At 55.3% G+C, this 25,955-nt stretch carries 18 protein-coding genes; 1 reads left to right on the plus strand and 17 read right to left on the minus strand.

Going from position 1 to position 25,955, the window contains the following annotated elements; translation table 11 throughout:
- Positions 1-94: 94 nt before the first annotated feature.
- The 17 genes from ACZYGA_RS00005 to ACZYGA_RS00085 all read right to left on the minus strand — a co-directional run bounded on the left by ACZYGA_RS00005 (position 95) and on the right by ACZYGA_RS00085 (position 23,138).
- Positions 95-1,591 (minus strand): polysaccharide deacetylase family protein, encoded by a 1,497-nt coding sequence (locus ACZYGA_RS00005; RefSeq protein WP_479398172.1) that lies wholly within the window; start codon positions 1,589-1,591, stop codon positions 95-97.
- Positions 1,591-2,490 (minus strand): hypothetical protein, encoded by a 900-nt coding sequence (locus tag ACZYGA_RS00010; protein ID WP_479398173.1) that lies wholly within the window; start codon positions 2,488-2,490, stop codon positions 1,591-1,593. The genes ACZYGA_RS00005 and ACZYGA_RS00010 overlap by 1 nt, the downstream gene beginning before the upstream one ends.
- Before the next feature lie 29 nt (positions 2,491-2,519).
- The gene (locus ACZYGA_RS00015) at positions 2,520-4,655 is read right to left on the minus strand and encodes a glycosyltransferase family protein (protein WP_479398175.1); all 2,136 of its coding nucleotides are present in this window, start codon (positions 4,653-4,655) and stop codon (positions 2,520-2,522) included.
- 3 nt (positions 4,656-4,658) lie between these two features.
- Entirely contained in the window at positions 4,659-8,021 is a 3,363-nt protein-coding gene (locus ACZYGA_RS00020; RefSeq protein ID WP_479398177.1) for a glycosyltransferase family protein, read from the minus strand.
- A gap of 99 nt (positions 8,022-8,120) precedes the next feature.
- On the minus strand, positions 8,121-9,401 hold the full coding sequence (gene wecC, locus ACZYGA_RS00025; RefSeq protein WP_479398178.1) for a UDP-N-acetyl-D-mannosamine dehydrogenase: 1,281 nt from the start codon (positions 9,399-9,401) through the stop codon (positions 8,121-8,123).
- Between the two features lie 116 nt (positions 9,402-9,517).
- The gene (gene wecB / locus ACZYGA_RS00030; RefSeq protein WP_479398180.1) at positions 9,518-10,639 is read right to left on the minus strand and encodes a non-hydrolyzing UDP-N-acetylglucosamine 2-epimerase; all 1,122 of its coding nucleotides are present in this window, start codon (positions 10,637-10,639) and stop codon (positions 9,518-9,520) included.
- 39 nt (positions 10,640-10,678) lie between these two features.
- On the minus strand, positions 10,679-10,963 hold the full coding sequence (locus ACZYGA_RS00035) for a hypothetical protein (RefSeq protein ID WP_479398181.1): 285 nt from the start codon (positions 10,961-10,963) through the stop codon (positions 10,679-10,681).
- Between the two features lie 71 nt (positions 10,964-11,034).
- Positions 11,035-11,811 carry a hypothetical protein gene (locus ACZYGA_RS00040; protein ID WP_479398182.1) on the minus strand — a complete coding sequence of 259 codons (777 nt, stop codon included), beginning with the start codon at positions 11,809-11,811 and terminating at the stop codon, positions 11,035-11,037.
- Between the two features lie 46 nt (positions 11,812-11,857).
- Positions 11,858-12,943: a KpsE/RkpR family capsule polysaccharide export protein gene (locus ACZYGA_RS00045; protein ID WP_479398184.1), complete on the minus strand. Its 1,086-nt coding sequence runs from the start codon at positions 12,941-12,943 to the stop codon at positions 11,858-11,860.
- Between the two features lie 126 nt (positions 12,944-13,069).
- The gene (locus ACZYGA_RS00050) at positions 13,070-14,047 is read right to left on the minus strand and encodes an ABC transporter ATP-binding protein (RefSeq protein ID WP_479398186.1); all 978 of its coding nucleotides are present in this window, start codon (positions 14,045-14,047) and stop codon (positions 13,070-13,072) included.
- Entirely contained in the window at positions 13,975-14,817 is an 843-nt protein-coding gene (locus tag ACZYGA_RS00055) for an ABC transporter permease (RefSeq protein WP_479398188.1), read from the minus strand. The genes ACZYGA_RS00050 and ACZYGA_RS00055 overlap by 73 nt, the downstream gene beginning before the upstream one ends.
- Positions 14,818-14,831: 14 nt before the next feature.
- Positions 14,832-16,547, minus strand: coding sequence for a polysaccharide biosynthesis/export family protein (locus ACZYGA_RS00060; RefSeq protein ID WP_479398190.1), 1,716 nt, complete (start codon positions 16,545-16,547; stop codon positions 14,832-14,834).
- Between the two features lie 179 nt (positions 16,548-16,726).
- Positions 16,727-17,155: a DVU3141 family protein gene (locus ACZYGA_RS00065; RefSeq protein WP_479398192.1), complete on the minus strand. Its 429-nt coding sequence runs from the start codon at positions 17,153-17,155 to the stop codon at positions 16,727-16,729.
- 62 nt (positions 17,156-17,217) lie between these two features.
- Positions 17,218-19,128 (minus strand): sulfate adenylyltransferase subunit CysN, encoded by a 1,911-nt coding sequence (gene cysN, locus ACZYGA_RS00070; protein ID WP_479398194.1) that lies wholly within the window; start codon positions 19,126-19,128, stop codon positions 17,218-17,220.
- 171 nt (positions 19,129-19,299) lie between these two features.
- Positions 19,300-20,241, minus strand: a complete 942-nt coding sequence (gene cysD, locus ACZYGA_RS00075) for a sulfate adenylyltransferase subunit CysD (RefSeq protein ID WP_479398195.1) — start codon at positions 20,239-20,241, stop codon at positions 19,300-19,302.
- A 159-nt stretch (positions 20,242-20,400) separates the two neighbouring features.
- The gene (gene cysQ / locus ACZYGA_RS00080; RefSeq protein ID WP_479398196.1) at positions 20,401-21,249 is read right to left on the minus strand and encodes a 3'(2'),5'-bisphosphate nucleotidase CysQ; all 849 of its coding nucleotides are present in this window, start codon (positions 21,247-21,249) and stop codon (positions 20,401-20,403) included.
- 110 nt (positions 21,250-21,359) lie between these two features.
- Positions 21,360-23,138, minus strand: a complete 1,779-nt coding sequence (locus ACZYGA_RS00085) for an SLC13 family permease (protein ID WP_479398197.1) — start codon at positions 23,136-23,138, stop codon at positions 21,360-21,362.
- A 709-nt stretch (positions 23,139-23,847) separates the two neighbouring features.
- Here ACZYGA_RS00085 and ACZYGA_RS00090 point away from each other — a divergent pair.
- A complete protein-coding gene (locus ACZYGA_RS00090) occupies positions 23,848-25,920 on the plus strand; it encodes a capsular polysaccharide biosynthesis protein (protein WP_479398199.1) in 2,073 nt (690 codons plus the stop codon).
- The last annotated feature ends 35 nt before the right edge of the window (positions 25,921-25,955 follow it).

Raw genomic sequence — 25,955 nt, forward strand, 5'->3', positions numbered from 1 at the left:
CCTTTATTACTTATAAACCAGCAACCTGATGAATAAGGGGCTCAGTCTATTAATTACAAACACCATGAAAAGCAAAAAAGAGACCTCTAAACCATCAGTTTATTAACAAAGGAAGATCTCCATCTTTGGGTGGGATGTAATTGCTGGAATATTTAAACTCTTCCATAGATCTGCTTACCGTTGAAAATTTTGCCCCGCAACTTTTCAAATGAAACAAGAAGCTTGAAAACTTTTTGAATTCCTCAGCTTTCTCCCCAAAAACAACTATCCTTCTCTTGCCTTCTAGAGCATCATTATGGCACACTGAATCGCTTAAAATTTCGCTTTCATTTCTTTCGTCACCCCACTTCCCTAAATGCCTTCTATCACAGAAACTGAAACTATGAAGCATATAGTTTAGGTAGCCTGTTCCTCTAATAGAAAAATCTTTCACTAACTGGGCATGCTCTTCACTAGTCAGCCAATTAAGGTCCGCTTTCTTGACACGTACAATTCCATCTACACCGCTAACGGCCAGTGGAGTAACAGGTGCCTCAAAAATCGCACCCACTTTTTGTGGCTGCACATAGTCTGATAGGCTAAGTGGCTCTTCTACAAAACCATATAAAAACGAGGAATCAATCGATATACCTACTTCAGCAAGAGCTTTTATAGTATCTTCATTGTAACGGTATCCTCCAGCCCGATAACTTTTCACCTCGCTTCCAGTCCACTCCTCCAAGACATTCTTTCCCTTTGAAAGAATTTTAACTTGCTCATCCAAGGTATAATTCGGCAGCTCTTTATTGTACCAATCTAGATGATTGGATGGGTGTGTATGCAATGCAACTTCATGGCCTAACTCATCCAGCTCACGGCAGATATTTTTCAGCTTTTCCTCAAGACTGGTCTCCAAGGCTTCATATACGTTTACAAAAAATGTTCCCTCAACACCTAGGCTCTTCATCAAGTAAGCTGCTTCCATAACGCCTGGCCAACGCTTAAAATCATCTTGAATCAAGCAGCCGTCTGAAAAGTCTTTATCCTCTACATCAATTGTAATGTTGACTAGAAGATCTCGTGTTGCCTCTTTTTGCCAGCTAACGCTTCCCGCCTTCAGTGCGCCATTAAGCATTACCTCGGTAGCTTTTCTACGCTGCGGAGAAAACAATCTTACCTTGTGCCCATCTTGTCCATATATTTTTTTTGCTGAAATGCTGTAGACTGGTTGCGTTTTTACAATCTCTACTTTTGGTCTATTAACCTCTTGGCTCTTGAATAATCCATAAATTTCCAGACCTTTCCCACCGCCAGGTATTGAAAAAACTCTATCGCGATAACGTTTCGAGGTTAAATCCAGCGCCACCTCGCGAAACTTTCCAGAAAATTTATACCTTATATAGAGGTAGGAGGCTTCCTTAGTCTCAACTTTTGCATAAAACACGCCTTCTCCTACCAAAGCATCGCCAACTTCATCTCCTACGTCGAACTGCAATACGTCCCAGCTGAACTGTAGCTCTTCTCTATTCGGAATAACATCTGAAGAGAGAGAAAAATGTGAGAAAGCATCAGTCTCTAGTTTTTTATAATTCGAAAGAAAAACTCTCTTCATCAGTAGTACCCTAGCTTCTTCAATTCAAGATCAGGGAAAAATTCTTTGAAAAACGTCTCATCCTTTGACGAACACCTTTTTTTAACTTCTTCAACTAGCTCGCTAGTTAGGAAGTTTGATCGCCTGTGAGTAAGATTAGAAAAATTATCCGAGAGAAACTTTTCTAGTTTGGAGACATCCTCACCGTCAAGATAAAGATTTGCTAAACGAGATATCTCCACGGCAATATGGGAATAGCTAGGATTGGAATGAAGCGCAGTATTAATGTTTTCAATATCAACAACTCCTTTAAACACTGACTTCAAGAATGAGTCATCACCTTTTTTTATCCACTCATATGGAACAACATTTACTTTATCCTTACCTAACTTATCTATTACTGGATTAATAACCGAAGCCCATGACATATCCTCAGGAAGCTTCTCATTGATAAACTTATCTATCCCAGAGGAAACTCTACCTTTTCGAACCTCTTGGGCATACATTGCCTCCACTAAATCACTTTGCTTCCTAACGGTCAATACCACTTTCAGCTCCGTCTCGGCATTTAGCTTTTCTAGCCAGTGCGCAGTAGCATTAGGGTGGTACATTTGCTTACTGCTAGAATTGAAAGGATGGCCAAGCATTCCTTCCCACGAGTGAAAAAAACAATCAAACTTATCACTATCATACAGTTCTTTGAAAGTTTCTATCGACCCCCTAACATCAGCATTCTCACCTGATGACTGTATATCTCGTATTGCTTTTCTAAACTTAGGTTGAAATTCTTGGCTATGTGCTTTCGACCGCTGATCTATGAAGCCATAACCATTCTCCCCAAGCTCACTTACATTCTTCCTACACAGCGTTTGGATAGTGGTAGTTGCTGTCTTCCAAGACCCTATATGGATAATATTCATAATACTACTCCTTGCTATCACCGCTCATATCAGCCTGTGATTACTTTTTTCCAACGAGAACGAATGTCTTGCGACGACATGGCGCTCATGATGTCGGTCGCCTGCTCCTTAGCCGGCTTACCGCTGACGACGGCCTTCTTGGCATCTTGGAGTGAGCGAATCACGCATTTCTCCCCCCAGATCTCCGCTGCCCCATCCCAATCCCAGATGATCGGCGTGGCGCCGGTCAGCATCCCTTCGCCGATGGCCATATGGAAGGATTCGAAGTCCGACGGCGAGAGAATAAAACCCACCATGGTGAACCAGTCGTTGACGTCGTCACCGGGGGGGTCGAAGATCACCTTATGCCGTAATCTGGGGTTGCTGTTGATGCGCTCGAAGACGTTGCGGTAGTAGGCCAGCTCGTCTTCACGCTTGAGCAACCACCCATAATCGAGCGGATGCTTGCCCTTCACCCGCAAACAGTAACGGTCGTCCTCTTCCAGCAGGGCTTCCAGCAAGTCCAGCGCCCGGTCCAGGCGCTTGCGGGCCGGGGCTACGCCGATGATGCCCAGGGTGTAGCGGGCATCGCCGGTCTTCTTCTTGGGCGTGAACTTGCTCTCATCCAGCAGGTTGGGGATCACCGAGGTCTTCTCGAAAGGGAAGCCGAAGGCCTTCTGCCCTTCCCTACGGATAAACTCGCTGACGTAGCTGATGTGGTCGATATTGTCCCAGTTGGCCTCGGCCACGTAGGGCAGCTCGCGCTCCTGCAGGTGGAAACGCGCCACCAGGCGCTGGTGGTGCTGCTTATTGTGCGAGTACCACTTGAGGTTGCCCAGGCACCATTCACAGAAGATCACGTCGGCCTGTTCCAGCAGGGCACGGCTCTTGGCTTCATCGTGCTTGTTGTGGCCCTGCCACTGGTCGGTGAGGAACTCGAACTGCCCGGTGGCCTCCAGCTTTTTCTGCAGCAGGGTAAAGAATTTAAGATCGTGCCCGGCTACCAGCACTCGGGTCTTGGCCTGGGGCTTGGGTGCCTTGGGGGCATCGGCCAGCCACTGGCGAATCTCTTCCACTCGGGTCGAGAAGGTGTGGCGCTCGGCCAGCCGCTGCAGGGCATCGGCGGCCTGCTGGGCCACCTGGGGCTCACGCAGAGCCCGGGTCAGCTGGCGGCTAAACTCGGCGTCGCTGTTGGCAAACAGCGGGTAGTCCCGGCCCAGCAGCTGTTCATGCAGGGGGTTGCGGTTAAGGATCGCCGCACAGCCGGCCCCGCCGTACTCGAGGATCTTGGTAGAGTACTCCACGCTGTCGTTCATGCTCTCGTGCCGCCAGGAGAGCCCTACCCTCGCTTCGCGCAGCTGCTGCTGCACGGCTTCCCTTGGCTGGGCGCCCAGCCAGCGCAAGCCGGCGGTGCCTTCCAGCGCCTGCTGCATCTGCTGCTTGTAGCCTGGGCGATCCGGCTCGTCATGGATCTTGTCGCCGATCATCACCAGTTCGCTGCCCGGTAGCTCACGGTGAATGGCGGGCCACGCCTCGGCCATCTCCAGGGTCATCCAGTCGCCCTTGAACTTGCCGGCGTAGATGGCGCGCCTGGGGCGCTCGGCGATGGGCGGCAGCGTCGCGGGCAGGTCCGGAATCACCGGGGTGTAGAGCCGCACCTTGGCGCTCTCCAGGTCCGGCACCAGGGCCTGCCACAGCGCCGTGAAGCCCTCGGTCTGGCAGAGCAGGCGCTGGCAGCCCCGTGCGATGCGCTGCATCAGCAGGCGCTGGTCGGGGGCATACTCGGCCACCGCCTGGGGAATATCGGTGAGATACATCCAGCACTTGGCCAGTACGTCCGGGGCTTCCAGCAGCTGGGTGGCGATCTCCAGCCCGCGCACGATGATGACGTCGTAGGGCTGGGTGCGGTCCAGGCGAATGGTCAGCTCGCCCATCATCGCCGGGGTAATGCGCGCGAAGCCCCGGCCCTGCCAGTGCTGACGGTCGCTGCCATCGATAAGGGTGAGGTTGTCGGCGGCCTTCAAAGGGCCGTGGAGCTCGTCGCGCTCGGGGGTGCTTCTGGCCAGGAACTCGACCTCCGCCTCACCGGTCGCGGCGGTGGCCAGGGCGATGGTCTGGGCCCAGATGGAGGAGCCGTCGATGTAGTTGAGGTCGGGGTTGCCGCAGATCAGTACACGCTTGGTCATGGTTTAGCCTCCCACCACTTTCTGTGCCGCGCCGGCGGGTTGGAATTGGTCGCCATCGGCGAGGTAGAGATCCGGGCGCGTGATGCGCTCCTCCGGGTGGGCCTTGAGGGGTTGCTTGAGAAACTCCACTCGCTTCCAGAGCGCGCCGCCCAGGCTGGCCGGCCCGCCATAGGCGAAGCGATCCTGCTCCAGCGCCTTGGCCCAACCGCCGGCCTCCGGCTCGTAGAGGCTGGCGTTGGCCAGGTCACGCAGGTAGTGCTCGCCGTAGTGGGCCTGGGGGCTCAACCAGCCGGCCAGCGGGGATTCCGCGTGCTGCTCGGCCAGCCAATCAGCCTTCTGCCCCCGCTGCAGCAGGGTGATGTTCTCCGAGAGCGAGCCGGCCAGCTGCGCCAGGCCCGGCGCACAGGCGATGCCCAGCTGGAAGTGGCGGTAGCTCTGCTGGCGGGCGAACTGGTCGAGGGCCTGCAGCTCGGCGTGGCTATGGGCCTCGGCCACCAGCGCCATGGCCGGATCGGTGGGCAGGCGGGTTTCGATGCCCAGGCGGTCGAAGATATCGTTCAGGCGGTGGGCGTAGGTGTGCTTGGCGAAGACCTCACGGATACCCGCCAGGCTGCGGCGGCGCCACTCGGCGTCGTCGGTCATCAGGGTGTGCAGGGCCGCGTCGGCCTCTTCCTGGCTGTGGACCAGCCATACCGCATCGGAGTCGAAGAGGTTCTCGATGCCCTTGGCGTAGGTGCTGACCACGGGGGTACCGCAGGCCATCAGCTCGAACACCCGCCGCGAGAACATGGTGGGCGAGTCGGTCACCGAGTTGACGTTAAGGAACACCCGGTAGCGGCTGTACTCGTCGCAGAGCTCCTTGTAGGGCAGGCTGCCCTTGATGCCGGCCTGATACTCCTCCGGGAAGGGGAAGATGCCGGTGCCGTGGTTGCGATCGAAGATATCCAGGCCGTGCCGGTTGGCCGCCTGCAGCAGCCAGCGCATCGCCTCGCCGCGTTCGGCGTGGCGGTTGCCGTACCAGCTGCCCGCGAAGCAGGCGCGGGGCTTGCGTCCCGCCAGCGGCGCCGGCTTGTGCAGCGCCGGCTGGGCCGCGAAGGGCAAGGCATGGACGTTGGGGTTGCCGGTCTTGGCCTGGTAGGAGTCCTTCATGTTGGCGTCGGTGGTGAAGATGTGATCCACCAGCTTGGCGCTGCACATGAACTTCTGGTGATGAACCGGGTCCTCCTTGTTCCAGAACAGGGTAGGAATGCCCTTCTCCCGGGCGTACTGGCAGATATGGGCGATTTCCTGACCGGGCTTGTTGGCATAGTCCGCCACCCGGTACTGCCAGCTGCCGTAGTTACCCTTCCAGGCGCTCTCGATGAAAAAGAACTCGGGCTGGTACTTCTCGGCCAGGGCGTACCAGTTATCCGGGCGGGGCTGAATCAGGTTCACATCCTGCTCGAAGCAGCCGGTGGTGAACTCGTCCATGATGCCCATCACATAGGGCTTGCCGTTGGGTGACTGCTCCGGCCAGCCAAGAATGCTGATCTCGGCGGCCTGGGCGCTGGGGGGCACGAACTGGGTGGGCTGAGACTTATCCGGCTTGGGCTGCATGCGCAGCTCGCGCAGCATGACCTGCTCGTCATCATTCTTGTTGAAGCCACAGACGCCTATACGGATCTCGCTGACGCCTTCGGGCACGCTGAAGGTGTGCAGCTCCTGGATCTGGTTCTGGGTGCAGGGCAGGTACTTGAAGTAGGCCTTGAGGTGGCCGGACTTGGCCATCTTGCCGCAGGGGGTATCCACCGGCTTGCCGTCGGCGTCGAAGGCGTTGATCAGCAAAACCGCCTTTCGATTCTGGGCGCCCTTGATATTGCAGTATTCGGAAGCGGCTTCGATGATCAGTGCCTGACCGGCCTTGACCGGCACGCTGTGCCAGAGCGGGTCCTTGGAGGGCAGCTCGACGGTTTCGGGGCGGCTGAAGACGCCGAGGCGGGGCTGGGGCGATGCCGAGCTGTCCGAGGCGGCGGAAGCGGTAGCGGGCGCCTTGGCGGGCGTCGCCTTCTGCGCTGCCTTGGGTGTCGAAGGTTGTGCAGGCGCCTGCTGGGCAACGGGCTCACTCTCTCCGCCCTGCTGCCCTTCCTCCCCCTTCAACGCTTTGACCATCGGCTCGATATGCGCCGAGAACAGCAGCTCACCACTCGGCTGAGGAGCAGGCAACTTCAGTGACCCCTGAAGAGCCACGACCAAGCTTTCAGCATTATCGGCTTCGAACAATATCACGCTCTCATGCTTCTGGGCGTATTCCGCCAAAGGTGCGACATCGGAGGCCACCAAACGCTTGCCGTAGGCCAAGGCCTCGGCGGCCTTCATGGGCGGCACTAACTGACACACTGCCGAGTGCTTACGAGGAATCACCACTACATCTAGCAACGCGTAGTAGTCAGAGATCTGTTGATGCGGAACTCGGCCAGTCTGAATCAGCCAAGGTTTGTCTGCTACTGACTTGATACTATCTTTTGCACGGTCGAGTGGTTGATCATCACCCACGAACAGCAGATGAATTTTCTCACCAGCTTTTATCAAGTCAGTGCAAGCTTCAGTCAATACATCGAGGCCTTCATAGGCAGTTAAGCTACCGATATAGCCGATAACCTTGCTACCCTTGTCAATTCCAAGTTTTTGACTAAGAGCGTCATCAGCCGATTTGATAACCGGCAGCTGGCTGATCCCATTGGGTACAATGGAAATTTTAGCAGGGTCTATCTCCCTACGAGCAAGTTCACTACGCATTGGTTGATTAAGGGTAAATACCCGGTCTGCCTTACGGGCTATGAAAGTATCGCGCTGTGCTTCCTGCTGAAATGCCGGTGTCTTTTCATATCCAGGCTCCCTTGCTTCACGTGATAGCTCCCAGAAACCCCGTACCTCATTATAGAAGGGGAGGCCCAGACGCTTGGCAGCTACCCAGGCCGGAAGTCCAACAATATAGTTTGAGGCAGCAATGACCTTCTCAGGCCGATAGACACGGAATAGTTCAATAAAACGCTCGACACTGGCCTCAAGGTGAGCATGCTCTCCCTTCGGCACTTTACCTGCAGGCCATCGGCTATGGAGATAGCGCACCCCGTCAATGGTGACTTCCGGCGTGATGTCCACTTGGGTGTTCAGCTCCCAGGGGCGGCCCGGGCGAATCATGCAGAGGACTTCACATCCCTGTGCATTCAGGGCCTGAGCAATGCCCTGTGTCCGAATGGCGTAACCATTAGTGGCATAACTCTGCCCGTGACTGACGACATAGGCCACACGCCCCGATATCGGAAACGCCAAAGGAGAGTCATCATGTTCGGCCAGGCGCATCGCAAGCTGCAGGAGATCGTCCATTAAGTCCTTCTTTACCTTTCCGCGTATATAGTGAAATCAACAAAGGCGTCCAATACACGCCTTTGTTATGCCCACAAGTTTTTAGTCAAGCTTTGACAATTACCCCAATAAACCTACGGCATCAATTACTAGGGCTTTGTCCTTCAACGATTCGACCTTGTGGATAAACAGCTTGTGCTTGACCAGCACACAGATGACATCGGCTTGTTCGAGAGCTTCATCCAGGCTGACCAATGAAACATTTTCGGATTGAAGCTCCTTGGGTAGAGAGTCAATATTGGGCTCAACCACTTGGACCATGCAGCCGAGCTCAGCCACTTTCTTGGTGATGCCCAAGGCTGGACTTTCACGTAGATCATCAATATCTGGTTTGAAGGCTACGCCAAGGCAAGCCACAGTGAGGTCACGACGTGTTGAACCCGGTTGAGCGCGATGCAATTCTTCCAATGACTGGCCAACACGCTCAAGCACCCACTCTGGCTTATGGTCATTCACCTCTCGCGCGGTGCGAATCAGGCGTGCCTGCTCAGGGCATGCCGCCACGATGAACCAGGGATCTACCGCGATGCAGTGACCGCCGACACCTGCCCCCGGGGAAAGAATATTGACTCGTGGATGGCGATTGGCCAGCGAGATAAGATCCCAGACATTGATTTCCAGCTCGTGGGCAATTATCGAGAGCTCATTGGCGAAGGCAATATTCACATCACGGAAGCTGTTTTCCGTCAACTTTGCCATCTCGGCAGTACGCGCAGTAGTCGGCAGGCACTCACCTTCCACTACAATTTGATACAGAGCGCAAGCGACCTCGGCGCATTTAGGTGTCATGCCGCCAATCACACGGTCATTTTCTACTAACTCACGCACGACATGCCCCGGTAGCACACGTTCCGGACAATGAGCAATGCGGATATCTGAGGCCTCTCCGTGAGTTTGGGGGAAGGTGAGATCCGGACGGGCTCCCGCAAGCCAAGCGGCCATCTGTTCCGTGGTTCCCACCGGGCTTGTTGATTCAAGTACTACCAGATTGCCCGGCACCAGTACTTTGGCGATCGCCTCACAGGCAGACTGGATATAGCGGAGGTCAGCCTTGTGATTCTGGCCATTCTCGTCTGTATGGAAGGGAGTCGGAACAGCTACCATGAAGGCATCAGCGGGCTCTGGCTGTGTAGTGGCACGTAGGTACCCTTCATTTACAGCGGAATGCACCACCATATCCAATTCAGGCTCAATGATATGTATCTTGCCCTGATTGATTATATTGACAGCCTGCTGATCGATGTCCACCCCGATCACCTTCTTGCGACGTGAGGCAAATACTGCTGCTGTTGGGAGGCCGATATAACCAAGGCCTATCATTGAGATCGTATTAAATTCCATTATGTTGCCCTTGCTTTATGCCTGTTTGTAAATAAAATGTAAGGGAAGCATGCCAAATAGATTGGATAATATTCTTTGATACACTTACATTATCACATGAATTTTACTCTAAGCCACTACAATTTTTTTGTTACCAGTGCATCCAGTATATTTTGACAAGCATTGCCATCTCCATAGGGGTTATGGGCATAACTCATGGCTCGATAAAGCTCTGGTTGATCCAACAGCTTGGTCAATTCCGAGGTAATTACATCAACACTCGTACCCACGAGCTTGACCGTCCCTGCTTGCACTGCTTCCGGGCGCTCTGTGGTATTACGCATGACCAGTACTGGCTTGCCAAGAGAGGGAGCTTCTTCTTGAATACCACCTGAATCCGACAGGATGATATGCGCTCGGTTCATCAGGTAGACAAAGGGGAGATAATCCTGAGGTTCGATCAGGGTGACATTGTTGACATCCGCCAACAAGCGATTGACAGGTTCACGTACATTAGGATTGAGGTGGACAGGATATACGATCTGAACATCTGGGTGTGTCTTGGCCGTTTCCACTAAAGCGCGACAGATATTCTCAAAGCCCTCGCCAAAGCTCTCACGTCGGTGACCGGTAACCAGCACGAGTCGCTTGTCATCCTTCAGGAACTCGAAGCGTGAACGCAGTTCATCCCCTAGCGGGCCTGCCTCCAGCTTGCTTACAACTTCGAACAGCGCATCAATGACCGTATTCCCCGTAACATATATATTAGCTGGATCAATATTCTCCTTGAGCAGATTTTGTCGCGAAGTCTCTGTCGGTGCAAAGTGCTTAGCCGCCAGAGCCGCTGTCAATTTGCGATTTCCCTCTTCTGGCCAAGGCGAGTACAAATTGCCTGTACGTAAGCCTGCTTCAACATGGCCGACTGGAATCTGCTGATAATAAGCCGCCAGACTGGTGGCAAAGGTGGTGGCGGTGTCTCCATGTACCAGGACCATATCTGGCCTGAAATCTGACAAGACACTCTTCAATCCCTGTAATATCCCGCAGGTAACATCATTGAGATCCTGTCCGGGTTTCATCAGATTCAGATCATAGTCGGGCTTCAGCTCAAATAGGCCAAGCACCTGATCCAGCATCTCACGGTGCTGTGCAGTTACACAGACTTTGGATTCAAAGCGATCATCCTTCGCAAGTTGCAAAGCGAGTGGCGCCATCTTGATAGCTTCTGGGCGTGTACCGAATACAGTAAGAATTTTCATAGCTGCTCCCCATTTGCGTAGTAGAAATACATTTTTAAATCATTTTTTTGCAAGCTCATTTTCTAGCTTCTGGCTCTTTATGAAATAATATTCCAAGTGCGCCTGACTATCCGTCAGCTGTTTTATTATATTAATATCTTCTGACAACGGAATATAATTATAGGTATTTTTACCATCAATATTCTGGATTGCTCTATTACATAACATAATATTCGCATAAAAAAGACTTTCACCGTAAAGCTTACCTGCTTCTTGATATAGCTCTAGGGCTTCAAAGTACTTACCACTACGGTACGCAAAAGCTGCCTTTTTTATAATACTCACAACTACTCCTAAGCACTTAATATATATAATATCGCAGATACCACTCTATCGTTAAATCTTGATTAGCTTTTTCAAATAATTGACCGGCCTTCATCAACCCCGTGCCTAATATAGTGTAACAACGGATTAACGCCTTTATCTGCCACATCAGGATATTGTATAAGATAACGTAGCGTATCGAATTCAGGAGAAGGGCTTCGTCCTTCACATGCACCATACATTAAATAATGGACGATGGGATCCACCCCAGACCTGGCAACATCTTCGTATTGCGTAATGTACCATTCTTTGTCAAAGAGCTTAGAACTTTCTATCTCTTCACTTTCTACTTCCAGTTTCAGTTTCAGTGATTGTTCGCCGCCTGATATTAGCTGCTCCTGTCTTATCGCGAAAATCTTTAATACTAATCGTCGTTCTTTCTCAGCTTCTTCCTTCTTATAACTCTCTAGGTATTGACTCTGCTCAATTAGCTCTTTATGGCGTCTTTGATTGGCAATACTTAGCTTAAGCAAACGTCTATATAATAAATTGTAGCTCGATTGCAGTTCAGCGCATTTATCCTTTATAGTGTTCTTTTCCAAAATTACTTCTTCTAATGCTATCTGCACTTCTAGCAACTGACTGATTAACAGAGAATTCTCGCAAGAAAGATCACTACCATCAGACAAGAAAAATGCTTTATCCAAATCTGCTCTCAACACATTGATCTGCTTAATGAGAGTATCTTTTTCTGAAAGCAAGCTCTGATATTGATCGTATAGTTTATCATCGGATTTATCTTTCACGTTTGTCTTGGCCATATACAGTTCAGAATTTTTAATAGAGGCATATTTTTTAGTTTCACTCATGAACATCACCACATTACTCTAAACTGATAATTTTTTTAAAGTCAGTCTAATCACGATGATCTTTCACGATCATGACCAACATACTGAAAATGAAACCAAGGAAGATCATGACCAACCCAAAGATGGTCACGTTATAAAGACGTTCCGGCTGTTCCGGGTATTCCGGCAAGATCGGGCTCTGCAGAATGCTCACCTGCTTGAGCTTGCGAGCAGCTTCAATTCGAGTATTTTCCAGTGCCGCCAGCGCGTTGGAGTAGGTCTGCTTGGCAAAGTCGGCGCGCAGCTGCAGTGTCTCGTACTGGCTGGAGACACTATTGAGCGCATTGCCGGACTGGCGTGCCAGGCGTTCCTTCTCCAAGTCTATCTGTTTCTTGAGGGCGTTGATTTCGCTTTCGACACGCACCATCTCACTCGAACGCTGACTCTGGTAGCTCCCCAAAGCACTTTTGCGAGCCTTATAGGTGGCCAACTGGGCTTCAAGTGAGGAGACGACGGTGTTCAGGCTTTCGACTGTCTGAGTCGGGGATACCAGACCATTCTTGTTCTGGTAATCCAGCAGGTCCTGTCGGGATTTCTCGAAGTTGTCTTCCAGCAGGGAGACCTGCTTGTCGAGAAATTCGACCTGGTCTTCCGCCAGACGCTGCCCCATCTCATTCATGTGGCGTTCGCCTTCCTCCAGCAGTAGCTTGGCGAATCTCTGCGCAAATTCCGGTGTCCAAGCCTGTACCTTGACATTCAGCACGCCAGAATACTCATCCATTTCTACCGAGATTCGTTTCAAGTAGTAATCATGGAGTTCCTCTATCGGTGCATCGGCGTCTCCCAGGCGGGCAACGACATCACCGTGCTGGCTGTAGTGAGAACGAAAATCGAGCTCTTCCTGTACCTTCTTGAGCATATCCACGCTCATCAGGTATTCACGCAGCAGCAGCAGATCACTGTCAGTCTGGCTACCAGAAAGAAGCGAGCCGAAGCTGACTTCACTGGAAGCGCTGACCTGCGGGCTTTCCAGCACCACTGTCGCCTTGGATACGTAGCGGTCGTCCGCCCATACCAGCCAGTAGAAACCGACAAGCACGATGGACAGCAAGACAACGGCCCATTGTGGATAGCGTTTGATAAATGAGGTCATGCGTATTCCCGTTGAAGGCGCGCACCGAGTTCAGCGGCGGCAATGAAGTGAAAACGATGAGAGTAAATTCGAGGGTGCGAACAGATTGGTGACTGTCAGCATGATGCGTAGCTTTGGCCAACTGGATCATTCATCTGACAAGGTGCCAGGCTTGCCAGCAGCGCTAGCTTGGCGAGATTCAATTTCCTCTCGCACTTCCCGCAATGCTTCACGTGCAGCGCGCAGGGCATCGCCGTAAGGCTTCTTTTCACGTGGCGGTAGAGTGTCTGCGGACTCTCGTGCCAACTTGGCTTCTTCCATGACAGCGCGCCGTTCCTTGCGCAGCTTCTGCAGGGCCTGCAGCGTCATCTTGTCGAGCTGGGGGCCATCGCTGTCTGCGTGATAGGCCTTGATGGCGTCATGGACACTGTCATACCAGTAGGCCTGCCCCTCTTTCAGGTAGATACCTGCCTGACACAACTCCTTCAGGATGCCTTCTCCATGCGAGACCATGATCAGGCTGGCTTGCCCCACCTTGTCCTTGAAGGCCTTGGAAGCCTTGGCCTTGAAGGAGCGATCCCCCACCGCTGTCGCTTCATCCGAGAGGTAGACATCGAAATCGAAGGCTAACGACAGCCCGAAGTTGAGACGCGAACGCATGCCTGAGGAGTAGGTGCGAATCGGCTCATCAAATGCCGGGCCTATTTCCGCGAAATCCTGGACTCGTTCAATGATGCTGTTGATGTCGTACTCGGTGCCATGCATGCGCGCGACGAATTTGACGTTCTGGCGCCCTGTCATACTGCTCTGCAGCCCTGCCGCCAGTCCTATCGGCCATGACACCTTGGAATGACGTATCACTCGCCCCTTCTGTGGAGTATCCATACCAGCAATCAAACGTAGTAATGTCGACTTGCCTGCGCCGTTGGCGCCCACTAACCCGACACTGACACCTGTCGGGATGGTGAGATTGATATCCTTCAGCACCCAGTGGTCTTCACTTTGACTGTAGTGCGAGTGGTAATAGCGCTTGGAAAGGTTCTGTATTTCAATCATTGGCTTTTCAGGCGCTCCTTGAAACGCACGTGCATCAGTAGCCCCAGCACGAGTGAAGACAACGTCCATGCCCAGAAGTAGGTCAGGCTGGTGCCGTGTACCACCTGATAACCATCAAAGAAGCCGTGACGGATATATTCGAGACCGTGGACGATGGGATTGAGCATCAGGTATTCCAACAGGTAGTGCGGCAGTTGGTTGAGCGGCATGATGACACCGGACAGAATCAGCAGCGGCATGTTGAGCATGCGGATGATCTTGCTCACCTCTGGGACCAGTGTGCCCAGTACGGACGTCACTAGCCCGAGTCCCAGCCCGAACAACCAAAGTGACAACCAGCCGCCGATGGCCTGAAAACCGTTGTCAGGCCGGAAGTCTGTACCCAGCATCAGTCCACCCAACATAAACAGCAGGAAGATGAGGGTCCTAATCAAGCCGTCGAGTGCATTGCGAACGAAGACTCCATCGACAGGATGTACTTGCCGGTAAGCAAACAGTGCCTTGTTGGCATTGATGGCGCCCAGGCCCTGCATCATCCCCTCACGGATCAGGAAGAAGCCCATCATGCCGACCAGCATCCAGGGGATGAAGGGAGCATTGACGATAAGCTTGTCACCCCGGATGAAGCTGCGTATGCCGATCATCACGAGCAAGAACATTGCAGGCTCTGCAATCATCCAGAACCAACCCATGCGGTCAGTCATGGTACGGCCGATGGCTTCGCGCATGAACATGGCGAACCAGACACTACGCGTCACGGCCCAGGCGGAGCGCGCCTTGGGGCTGCTCTTCTTGTCGCCTGATGAGCGTTCAGTTGAAGGGCTAATGTCATCGTTCATGTCACTGGCCATGATCAGAGGTCTATCGCGACTTTGGTGGCGACGGCGACCTGGTAGAGAATCTGCGTGATGCTGGTGGCCAGCTGCAGGTTCTTGGTCGGCGGTTCCGGCAGTACCAGAATCTGATCACCCGAGCGCAGCTCGACTTCCTCGGCGCGACGCACGGCGCCGTTCTGACGTACGACCAGGATCTGGTCTTCATCCGCATGCTGCGTGAAGCCACCGGCGCTGTTGATATAGTCCATCACCGTCATGCCCTGGGTGTAGACCATGGCCTGAGGCACCACGACTTCGCCGCTGATCAGCAGGGAATCGCTGATTTCCGGAATGGTGATGACATCGCCATCCTGCAGGCGCACATCGGCGATGTTGCCGTCTTCACGTGCCACGACCAGTCGTCCGGTCGGCTCTTCCTGCTTCGCCTGTTCGACGAACTTCTCGATCATCTCGGCTTCCTGGACACGAAGCTCGGATTCTTCAGTGGTCGAGGAAGGCGCGCCGAGATAGGTAGCCTGAAGACGCTTGAGACTGTCCTGCAGTGCCTGCGCCTGCTGTTCCTTGACGCTCTCACGACGAATGGAAACGCTCTGGTAATCGGTCAGTCCTTTCGGCACCCCGACGGCATTGAGCAATTCCCCTAGGTGGGCATCGCGCGGCAGTGCATAACGCGACGGGCCATAGAAGCTGCCTTCTAGCTGCACGACGATGGTCTCGTCACGCTGGTCGGCACTGAACAGCACTTCATCACCAGCGCGCACGTCAGCAGCGCGGAATTCCGTCACCGGCAGATAGCGCGAGATGGGGCCGTCGGGGCGGGAGCCACGCAGCAGCACGTGAGAGACACCCGACTTGAGGCGCGCCAGGTTCAGGACGTCTTCGCCACTCAGGCGCGAGTCGGTGAGCTCATAGCGATAATCACGCTCGACATCCCCGACCACGCTGATCGCCGGGCCACGCTCCTCGACGACGACGGTATCGCCATCGCGGAACTGCGGACGAGCAATCTCGCCGTTGATCAGGAAGTCATACAGATCGACCGTATTGATGACGCGGCCATTGCGCTTGATCTTGATCTTGCGGTAGCTGCCCAGTGCCTGGTCGATGCCGCCGGCCTGATCGAGGAAATACAGCATGGAATCATTCGGGGTACCGGCGTAGCGGCCCGGATTCTTGACATACCCGGTGACGAAGACACCCACCGGCTGCACGCCCTGCAGGTTGGTGTAGACGCTGACGTTCTCGGGATACACCTCTTGAATGGCGCTGCGTACCTTGCCATCCAGCTGGGCATTGGTGGTGCCCTGCACCTTCACCGGACCGATGCCCGGCAGGAAGATGTTGCCCTGCGCATCGACAGGCAGCACGGACTCCATCTCGACCCCACCCCAGACACGCAGGGTGATCTGGTCACCCGGCTTGATGGTGTAGCTGCTGTTGAGGCCATCGGCCATCATGCCGCGGAAACCACCGGTAAAGAGGTTTTCGCCGAACGGCGGCAGGGAATCAGGGTCGGTCTGCGCACGGGAGGTCAGCGGCCCGTAGGTTCCGCTGCGCCAATCGGCACGCGCCTTGTCTTCTACACTATCCGTCTTTTGCGGGATGCTGGAGGCTTGGTCATTGCTGGACAGGATGGAACCACTGTCCAGGCCGGCTGCCATGGCAGGGCTGGCGTTCAGGCACGCTACCGCCACCAGGCACCCGGCCCGGAGCAAGAATCTGGAAATCGTCATCGGGCTAGGCCCCTCGTAGTGCAAAGAAAATCGTGCAAAAAATAGAGCAATGTCGGTCAGGAATGACAGTGCCGGTCACACTAGCTTGCTTACTGTAATCGTCGTTTCACGCCAGGCCAGGTGCGGGCCTTTCAGCGAGAAGGTGCCGAGAAGTTGCTGAGAAGTTATCGAGAAACTCCTCAGCGGGCCTCTTCCAGCAGGCCGGTCACCAACCGCTGGGTCACCCAGGTGCCTTCACCGGCCTTGCCGTCATTGCTGGTCCGGCACGCCAGCTCCTTGCTGGGCAGATCACGCTGATTGGAGACCGTCAGCTCGCGACAGCTACGCCCGCTGGCCGCGAAGTAGCGCTCATGGGCGACCACTTCGACATTACTACCCCAGGGGCTGGTCGACACGGCAATCACACTGCCGGGGGCTGCGCTGTCGAGAAATGACGAGACATCCGCCGACAGCGACGCAGCGCCGGCCAGGTTGGCCAAGTTAGTGCTGCCGGCACCGGTGGATTCCAGATAGGAGGTCGCGCAACCGGTGATGGCCAGTGCCAGGCCTATCACTGCCGCGAGACGCGCGACATGCGGCAAACGCTGTTTGAATCGTAAAAAAGTCATGTCAGAGTCCTGAAACGGCATATGCCCCCTCCCTACGGCGGGGGCTGATCGGCGTGGATACATTAACCAATGACGTTGTAGTGCTTGAGCTGATTGACCAGCTTGAGCGCAGTCTGCTCGAGGCTCAGTTCACCGGTGTTGATCTCGATTTCCGGGTTCTCCGGAGCTTCGTACGGCGAACTGATACCGGTGAAGTCGCTGATCTCGCCGGCACGCGCCTTGCGGTACAGGCCTTTCGGATCGCGCTCTTCGCAGACACTGATCGGCGTGTTGACGAAGACTTCGATGAACTCATCAGAACCAACCATGTCGCGTACGATCTGGCGATCGGCCTGGAACGGCGAGATGAAGCTGACCAGGGTGATCATGCCGGCATCAACCATCAGCTTGGCGACTTCGCCGACACGACGGATGTTCTCGGCGCGGTCGTCTTCGCTGAAACCAAGGTCACCACACAGGCCGTGACGCACGTTATCACCGTCCAGCAGGTAGGTGTTGTAGCCCATGGCGAACAACTGACGCTCCAGCGCGTTGGCAGCGGTGGACTTGCCGGCACCGGACAGACCGGTGAACCAGATGATGCACGGCTTCTGCTTGTTGCGATCGGCGCGGCGCTGCTTGGTGACCGCCATGTCGTGCCACACGATGTTGCTGGCACTCAGGGTCTCCTTGACCATACCCGCACCGATGGTGATGTTGGACAGGCGGTCAATGAACACGAAGCTGCCGGTATGCGGCGAGCGCTGGTAGCTGTCCATGGCCAGCGGCTGGGTCAGTTCGACCTGCACGCGGGCGATGCCATTGAGCGGGATGTTCTCCGCTTCGTTGCGCGCCATGGTGTTGACGTCGGTCTGATGGATGATGCGACCGACGCGACCGATGACACTGGACGTGCCGAGCTTGAGCTCGTATTCCTTGCCGACGATCAGCGGGTCTTCATGCATCCATACCACATCTGCGGTGAAGGCGGTGCACGGCTCCAGATCAGAATCTTCCGCCACGATCATGTCGCCACGCGAGATATCGATCTCGTCGGTCAGCGTCAGCGTGATGGCCTGCCCCGGCCAGGCGATGTCGAGATCACCGTCGAAGGTGACGATACGCTCGACAGTGGAGGTGCTGCCGGACGGGAGGACCTTGATCTGCTGACCCGGCGAGACGGTACCGGCGGCCAGGGTGCCGCAGTAGCCACGGAAGTTGAGGTTCGGACGATTGACGTACTGCACCGGGAAGCGCAGATCGGTCAGGTTGCTGTCCTCGGTGACATCGACGGTCTCGAGGATGTCCATCAGCGGGCGCGCTTCGTAGGCTGCGTCGTCGTACCACGGCGTATGCTCGCTGATGGAGACGACATTGTCGCCTTCCAGTGCGGACAGCGGGACGAAACGGATGTCCGGGACTTCGAGGTCCTTGGCGAACTCCTGGTAGTCCGCGACGATCTCGTCGAAGCGTTCCTGGGAGTAGTCGACGATGTCCATCTTGTTGACGGCGACAATCAGGTGCTTGATGCCCAGCAGCGAGCAGATGTAGCTGTGACGACGAGTCTGGGTCTGCACGCCGTAGCGGGCGTCAATCAGGATGATCGCCAGGCTCGCGGTGGAAGCACCGGTCGCCATGTTGCGAGTGTACTGCTCGTGCCCCGGGGTATCGGCGATGATGAACTTGCGCTTGTCGGTAGAGAAGTAACGATAGGCGACATCGATGGTGATGCCCTGCTCACGCTCGGACTGCAAGCCATCGACCAGCAGCGCCAGGTCGATCTTGCCGGTGGTGCCGCTCTTCTTGGAGTCGCGGGTGATGGCGGCCAGCTGATCTTCATAGATCATCTTGGAATCGTGGAGCAGGCGACCGATCAGGGTCGACTTGCCGTCATCCACGCTGCCACAGGTGATGAAACGCAGCAGATCTTTCTGCTCGTGTTCCTTGAGATATGCTTCGATGTTTTCCGCGATCATCGTCGACTGGTGAGACACTGTCATTCTCCCTGAACGAGGCCTGTCCGGCGCGAGCGTCTTGTGGCGTGTGAGGCGCGACGCTTCCAGCGATACGGATACCCCTCGTCCTGTCAATTTGTAAAGTCTTGCATGCCTTGAGGCGCGTCATGGCCGTTACGGGCCGGTTGAAGCCATTTCCCGGGATGAATCCTAGAAATAACCTTCGCGCTTCTTCTTCTCCATGGAGCCAGCCTGATCGTGATCGATCGCACGACCTGAGCGCTCGCTGGTGCGGGTCAGCAGCATTTCCTGAATGATTTCCGGCAGGGTCGCGGCGGTGGATTCCACGGCACCGGTCAGCGGGTAGCAACCCAGGGTACGGAAGCGAACGGACTTCATTTCCGGCACTTCGCCTTCGGCCAGCGGCAGACGCTCGTCATCAACCATGATATCGAGACCATCACGCTTCACGACCGGACGCACGGCGGAATAGTACAGCGGCACGATCTTGATGGATTCGAGGTAGATGTACTGCCAGATATCCAGCTCGGTCCAGTTGGAGAGCGGGAAGACACGGATGGATTCACCCTTATTGATCTTGGAGTTGTAGATGTTCCACAGCTCGGGGCGCTGGTTCTTCGGGTCCCAACGGTGATACTGATCACGGAAGGAGTAGACGCGCTCTTTCGCACGTGAAGCCTCTTCATCACGACGTGCGCCACCGAATGCCGCATCGAAGCCGTGCTTGTCGAGTGCCTGCTTGAGGCCGGCAGTCTTCATGATATCGGTGTACTTGGCACTGCCGTGATCGAACGGATTGATGCCCGCCGCGACGCCTTCCAGGTTGATGTGCTCGATCAACTCCATGCCGACTTCCTCGGCCATCTCGTCGCGGAACTTGATCATTTCCTGGAACTTCCAGGTGGTGTTGACGTGCATCAGCGGGAACGGGGGGACGCCCGGCGCGAAGGCCTTGCGTGCCAGGTGCAGCATGACGGCGGAATCCTTGCCGATGGAGTACAGCATGACGGGATTGGCAAATTCCGCTGCCACTTCACGGATGATGTGAATGGATTCGGCCTCAAGCTGCTTGAGGTGAGTCTGGCGTTCCGGTGTTATGCCGAGCTTGTCGGCCGTAGATGATGCAGTCATTACAGGTCCTTGAGATCACTCTGCTAGTTGTCCTTATCCTCTCCGCACATGCTGACACACGAAACTCGCTGCGTAGAGAACATAGTATCTTTGACACGAGACTGACATCGTCTGACGTCAGTCCCGTGACGCTTGCCTACCCCCTGCCTTGCGCCTTGTTCATGCCCAGGGAGCAGCCGGCTTGGCACAGACGATGAAATAGGGGTTGAGCACGCTGTCATGCTGGTTGTAATGCAGTGCCTGACGGGTCTCGGCATTCAGCACTTGGCCACCCGCGGCTTCGACCACCGCATGCGCTGCACCGGTATCCCATTCACAGGTCGGGCCGAGGCGCGGGTAGAGATCTGCTGCCCCTTCCGCGACCAAGCACAGCTTCAGGGAGCTGCCCATGGCGACAATATCGCAGGCAGCGAAGTCGGCAACGAACGCCTTGAATTCTTCGGTCTGGTGAGAGCGGCTACCGACAATACGCCAACTGTCGGTGCTGCTCGGCACGTCACTGACGGCGATGGCCTGACGCTCACCGTCACCAACCTGCTTCTCAGCGATGGAGGCCTGGCCTTCCCCCTGCTGGGCACCGACGTAGAGTGTCTCGATGGCCGGCGCATAAACGACTCCCATGGTCGGCACGCCCTGCTCGATCAGCGCGATGTTGACGGTGAATTCACCATTGCGCTTGATGAATTCCTTGGTGCCATCCAGCGGGTCGACCAGCCAGTAACGCGTCCAATCCCTGCGCACGTCCCAGCTGATGTCCGCGTCTTCCTCGGAAAGGACCGGTGTGGCGCCGAACTCGGCGTCCATGGCCTTCAGCCCGTCGACGATGACGGCATGCGCTGCACGGTCTGCCGTGGTCAGCGGAGAATCATCCGACTTCATGTCGACCGTGAAGTCACCGCTCTCATAGATCTCCATGATGGCAGCGCCCGCCCTGCGAGCAATGGCCTCCAGCGCATTCAACATGGAGCGTGTCGTGCTGTTGGTCATGCTCACTGTCGTATCCGTCATGTGCCTTCCTGTCTGTGTAAATTCGCCAGCCAGGCTGACGATGTAAAGGGTAACGCTCGCTAGCGGCCACCAGGCGAAGCAGAACATGGATAAGCCCATGAATGACCAGCTCAGCCCGTGAATGGCCAGATCAGCGGAATCAGAGCGACCGAGGTGACGCCGACGATGATGCTCATCGGCAAACCGACCTTCATGTAATCGGACACCTTGTAGCCCCCCGGCCCCATCACCATCAGGTTGGTCTGATAGCCCAGCGGGGTAAGAAAGCTGGCCGAGGCCGCGAACATGATCGCAATCGCATAGGGCATCAATGAAACCCCTAGCTGCTCGCTGACCGCCATGGCGATCGGAAACATCAACACGGCGGCAGCATTGTTGGTGATAATCTCGGTGAATAGCGTGGTAGTGAGATAGACGAGCGCCAGCATCAGCAGTGGCGAGCCGCCCCCCAACTGCATCAGCTGATCCGCCACCATCTGCGCCGCCCCACTGTAGGTCATCGCCTGGCCCAGCGCCAACGCCGCGGCAATGACGACCAGCACGCTGCCATCGATGCTGGCACGTGCCTGGGCAGCCGGCAGACAACCGGTGAAGACCATCAGGATAGCGGCTGCCACGGCCGCCTCGACCAGCTCGGCCATACCCGCCAAGTGCGTGATGATCATCAGGCTCATGATAGCGAGTGCGATAGGCGCTTTGGTGAGGTTGGGCATGCCATTGCCATCCAGCGTACTGACCAGCAGAAATTCACGGTTATAGCGATGCAGGCGCGTGAAGTCAGCGGCGGCTTCCAACAACAGGGTGTCACCGGGACGCAGCACGATGTCACCGACCTTGCTGTTGATGCGCTCACCATCACGCGACACGGCGAGAATCACGGATTGGTAGCGAGTGCGGAAACGCGCTTCACGCACGTTCATACCGACGACGGGAGAGCTGGGGGCGATGACGGCCTCGACCATGCGACGCTGGTGATGATCCAGATCCAGCCCTGCAGCATCGCTCTCCAGCCCGCGGAAAGCACGTACTTCATGCGCCGTGTCCGCGACACCTACAAAGATGAGGCGATCGCCGGACTGGAGGATAGTGTCAGGGCCGACCATGGACAGCAGCTTGCCGGCACGCTCTATCTCGGCCAGATAACCGAACTGCAAGCTACGCAGGCCTGCCTCTTCGATGCTCTTGTCGTGCAGCGGCCCCTTGTCGGCGACTCGCATGGCCACGGAATACTCGCGGCCATTGCCGAGCTGCTCGACCAGCCCCTTGCGCTGGGGCAGAAAACGCCATCCGATCAGTACCATCCACAGGGTACCGATGATCAAGACGGGGACGCCCAGTGCAGAGATATCAAAGATGCCGAGCCCGGGCAGATTGGCCTGGGACTGCAGCAAGCCGTCGACCACCAAATTGGTGCTAGTGCCGATCAGAGTGCAGGTGCCACCGAGGATGGCGGCATAGCTCATGGGCATCAGCAGACGAGAGGGAGAGATCTTCATGCGCGCGCACCAGCCCTGCACCAAGCCGATGAAAAGTGCCACGACAGGGGTGTTGTTCAGAAAGGCACTCAGCAACGAGGTGATCGGCATCAGGCGTGCCAGTGCTGAAGAGGGAGAGCTGGGGCGGCCGAGAAGACGTTCTAGCATCCAGCGCAGCGCTCCGGTTTCTTGCACGCCGGCAGCGACCACGAAGAGCGCACCAATGGTCATAATGCCGGGGTTGGAAAATCCAGATAGGAAGGTCGCGGGCGAGATGATGCCCAACAGAATCAACAGCACGGCGGCTGCCATCATTAGCCACTCAGCCGGCCAACGGTTCCTGATCAATCCCGCCAGCACACTGATGGTGACCATCAGTGTGATGACAGCATCCATGTGCTGCGCGATTTCCATCTAATCGAGTTCCCTTGGCATCCTGCCGCTTCTTTGAGTCGGTCCAGTACTATTTTCCTGACCACACGAAGCTGTAGCATTTAATATAAATCCGTAACTTGGCGCAGCACAAAGCATAACACTTTAGCAGAAAACCCATTATGGCAGAAGCGTGCAGTGAGTAAATCAAACAAGCACGAAGCCATGCATGCTAATAATTCGCATGCTACCAATATTAAGAGCAAAGCCTTGATTGAATTAGTTCGTCACTTTGCGTACTTTCGCTATTTGCGGACTCTGAGTCAACGTCCTCAGGTGACAAGGTCACTGGGAGTGCTGGGGATTACGAGTACGCAGTCACTTTTCTTATCTAAAACGGACACCCTGCATGCTGAAGGCGGCAATGATTCAAGGATGGAGGCTTCTCACACGCACTCTGCCTAACGCCTCTCACAGTCGGCACGGATTACTAGATGTCAAGAATGACGTATCCTCCGGGGCATCACTGTGTTTTTCCCCAGGCATTTACCGCCAACCTCTCCTCGCCCTTTTCATTCCCGAACTACTGCCGTTGAAGAGAAGGCATACATGCCTTGCATGTCAAAACAATGATACTCCCTCAGCCTTCAAGAATTTATCTTTCGTTGCCAAACGACGTGCCCCATCAGGCATGCGGAGCAAAAAAAATGTAGAAAAAGAACAACATTCCGTGACAACGAGAACCGATTCCTTGTCAGAATTCGGGGCATCGAAAGCGATAAAAACTGCGGCGGGCTCAGCGGAGAAAACACCCAGACAAGAAATTATGCGTGTCGTCGGTTGGGGGCATAAATCTACGGCGAATCACGCACGCCAATATGCGCTCAAACATGGATTGCCCTACGTCGCATTGGAAGATGGATTCCTGCGTTCACTGACCCTGGCTAGCGCCGGTTATCCCAGCATGTCGATGGTGGTCGATCATCAGGGCATCTATTACGACGCACGCCAACCGAGTGATCTCGAACACCTGATCAATGAAGCGCCGACACGCCAGGGAGAGGCATTGCTGGCCCGAGCGCGCACAGTTCTCGAAAGCCTACGCCTGCATCGCTTGAGCAAGTACAACCATGCTCCTGAACGTCAGCTCCCAGCCCGCCAACCTGGCATTCAGCGGCTTCTGATCGTGGACCAGACTGCAGAGGATGCATCGGTCGTGGGCGGCATGGCCAGCCCTAAGACCTTCCTTGCCATGCTGAGGGAGGCCTGTGCCATTGAGAGTGCCGAGGTGTGGATCAAGGTGCATCCGGATGTGATCGCCGGCAAGAAGCGCGGCTATCTACTGGAGGAGGCGCGCAAGCTTGGCTGCAAGCTGCTGAGCGAGGACATCAACCCCTGGTGCCTATTTGAACAGGTCGATGGCGTCCATGTCGTGACCAGCCAGCTTGGGTTCGAGGCCGTGATGGCAGGCCTGCCGGTGACCTGCCACGGCATGCCGTTCTATGCCGGCTGGGGCCTGACGGATGATAGACAGAAATGCCCACGCCGCGGCATCTCGCGTACGCTTGAGCAGGTGTTTGCCGCTGCTTATATCGAATACAGCCGCTATGCCAACCCCTATACCCAGCAGGCCGCGACGCTCGAAGAGATCATTCAATTATTGGCGGATCAAAAGCGCCAGGCCGAGAGATTGGCAGGTCACTGGATAGCGCCGGGGTACTCGCGCTGGAAGCGTAACTTCCTACCCGGCTTCCTGGGGCCATTGGCACACTACGACTTCGTCAAAAGCGATTCCATCGCACTGCAAAAGCTGCAACAGAAAGCTGGTGTCATCATCGCTCATGATCCGCAAGCGTTGTCGCAGCGCGAACAACAGGCCCCACACTCTACCCGGGTGCTGAGCTGGGCGAGTCGGACCACAGTAGAGCTCGAAGCCGCCGTCATTGCACAAGGGGGCGCTCTGTGGCGAATCGAGGACGGTTTCTTGCGCTCAGTCGGCCTAGGGGTGGATCTCACGCGGCCACTTTCGCTTATCCTCGACCCGCTCGGCATGCACTTTGACGCCAGTCGCTCAAGCACACTGGAGCAGTGGTTCATGCACCATGATTTCACCGATGCCGAGTTAGGCCGCGCACACCAGTTACGCGAGCGCCTGATTACGTTGGGACTAAGCAAGTACAATTCGGAAGGTGATGAACTGCCAGACCTTCGCGCGATGGCCAAGGGTCGTGACGTGATATTGGTTGTCGGGCAGGTGGAGTCAGATGCCTCGATACGCCATGCGTGTCCCGGGATACATACCAATCAAGCTCTACTTGAGGCGGCGCGGAAATTGCATCCTGAAAGCTACGTGATCTATAAACCGCATCCCGACGTTGTCACAGGGGGGCGTAGTGGCGAGGTGGTGACGGCAGGCGAAGCGTACGATCTCGAATTGACCACCGGCAATATCAGTCGATTATTTGAGCAGGTGGATCATGTACACACGCTTTGCTCGCTCGCGGGCTTCGAAGCCCTGATACGCGGTGTACCCGTCACGACCCATGGCCTGCCCTTCTATGCTGGCTGGGGATTGACCCATGACCTCGTTGAGTGCCCAAGGCGAACGCGGCACTTGAGTGTGGATGCCCTGGTGGCTGGCGCTCTGATCGAGTATCCCGTGTATGTGGCCCCTGAGCACGGTCACTTATGCAATGCCGAGACAATCGTCACGATCCTGGAACAACAACGTGACAAGCTTCGCAGGGGCACCTTGAAGCCTGCTTTGCCTTGGAAAACCCGTCTTTATCGAGGCTATCGCGCCTTATTCATCGGGAAGCATTGAATCATGTCACATGGACGCCTGGCATTACCTTTCAC

It is taken from the genome of Cobetia sp. BL01 (assembly GCF_056493605.1).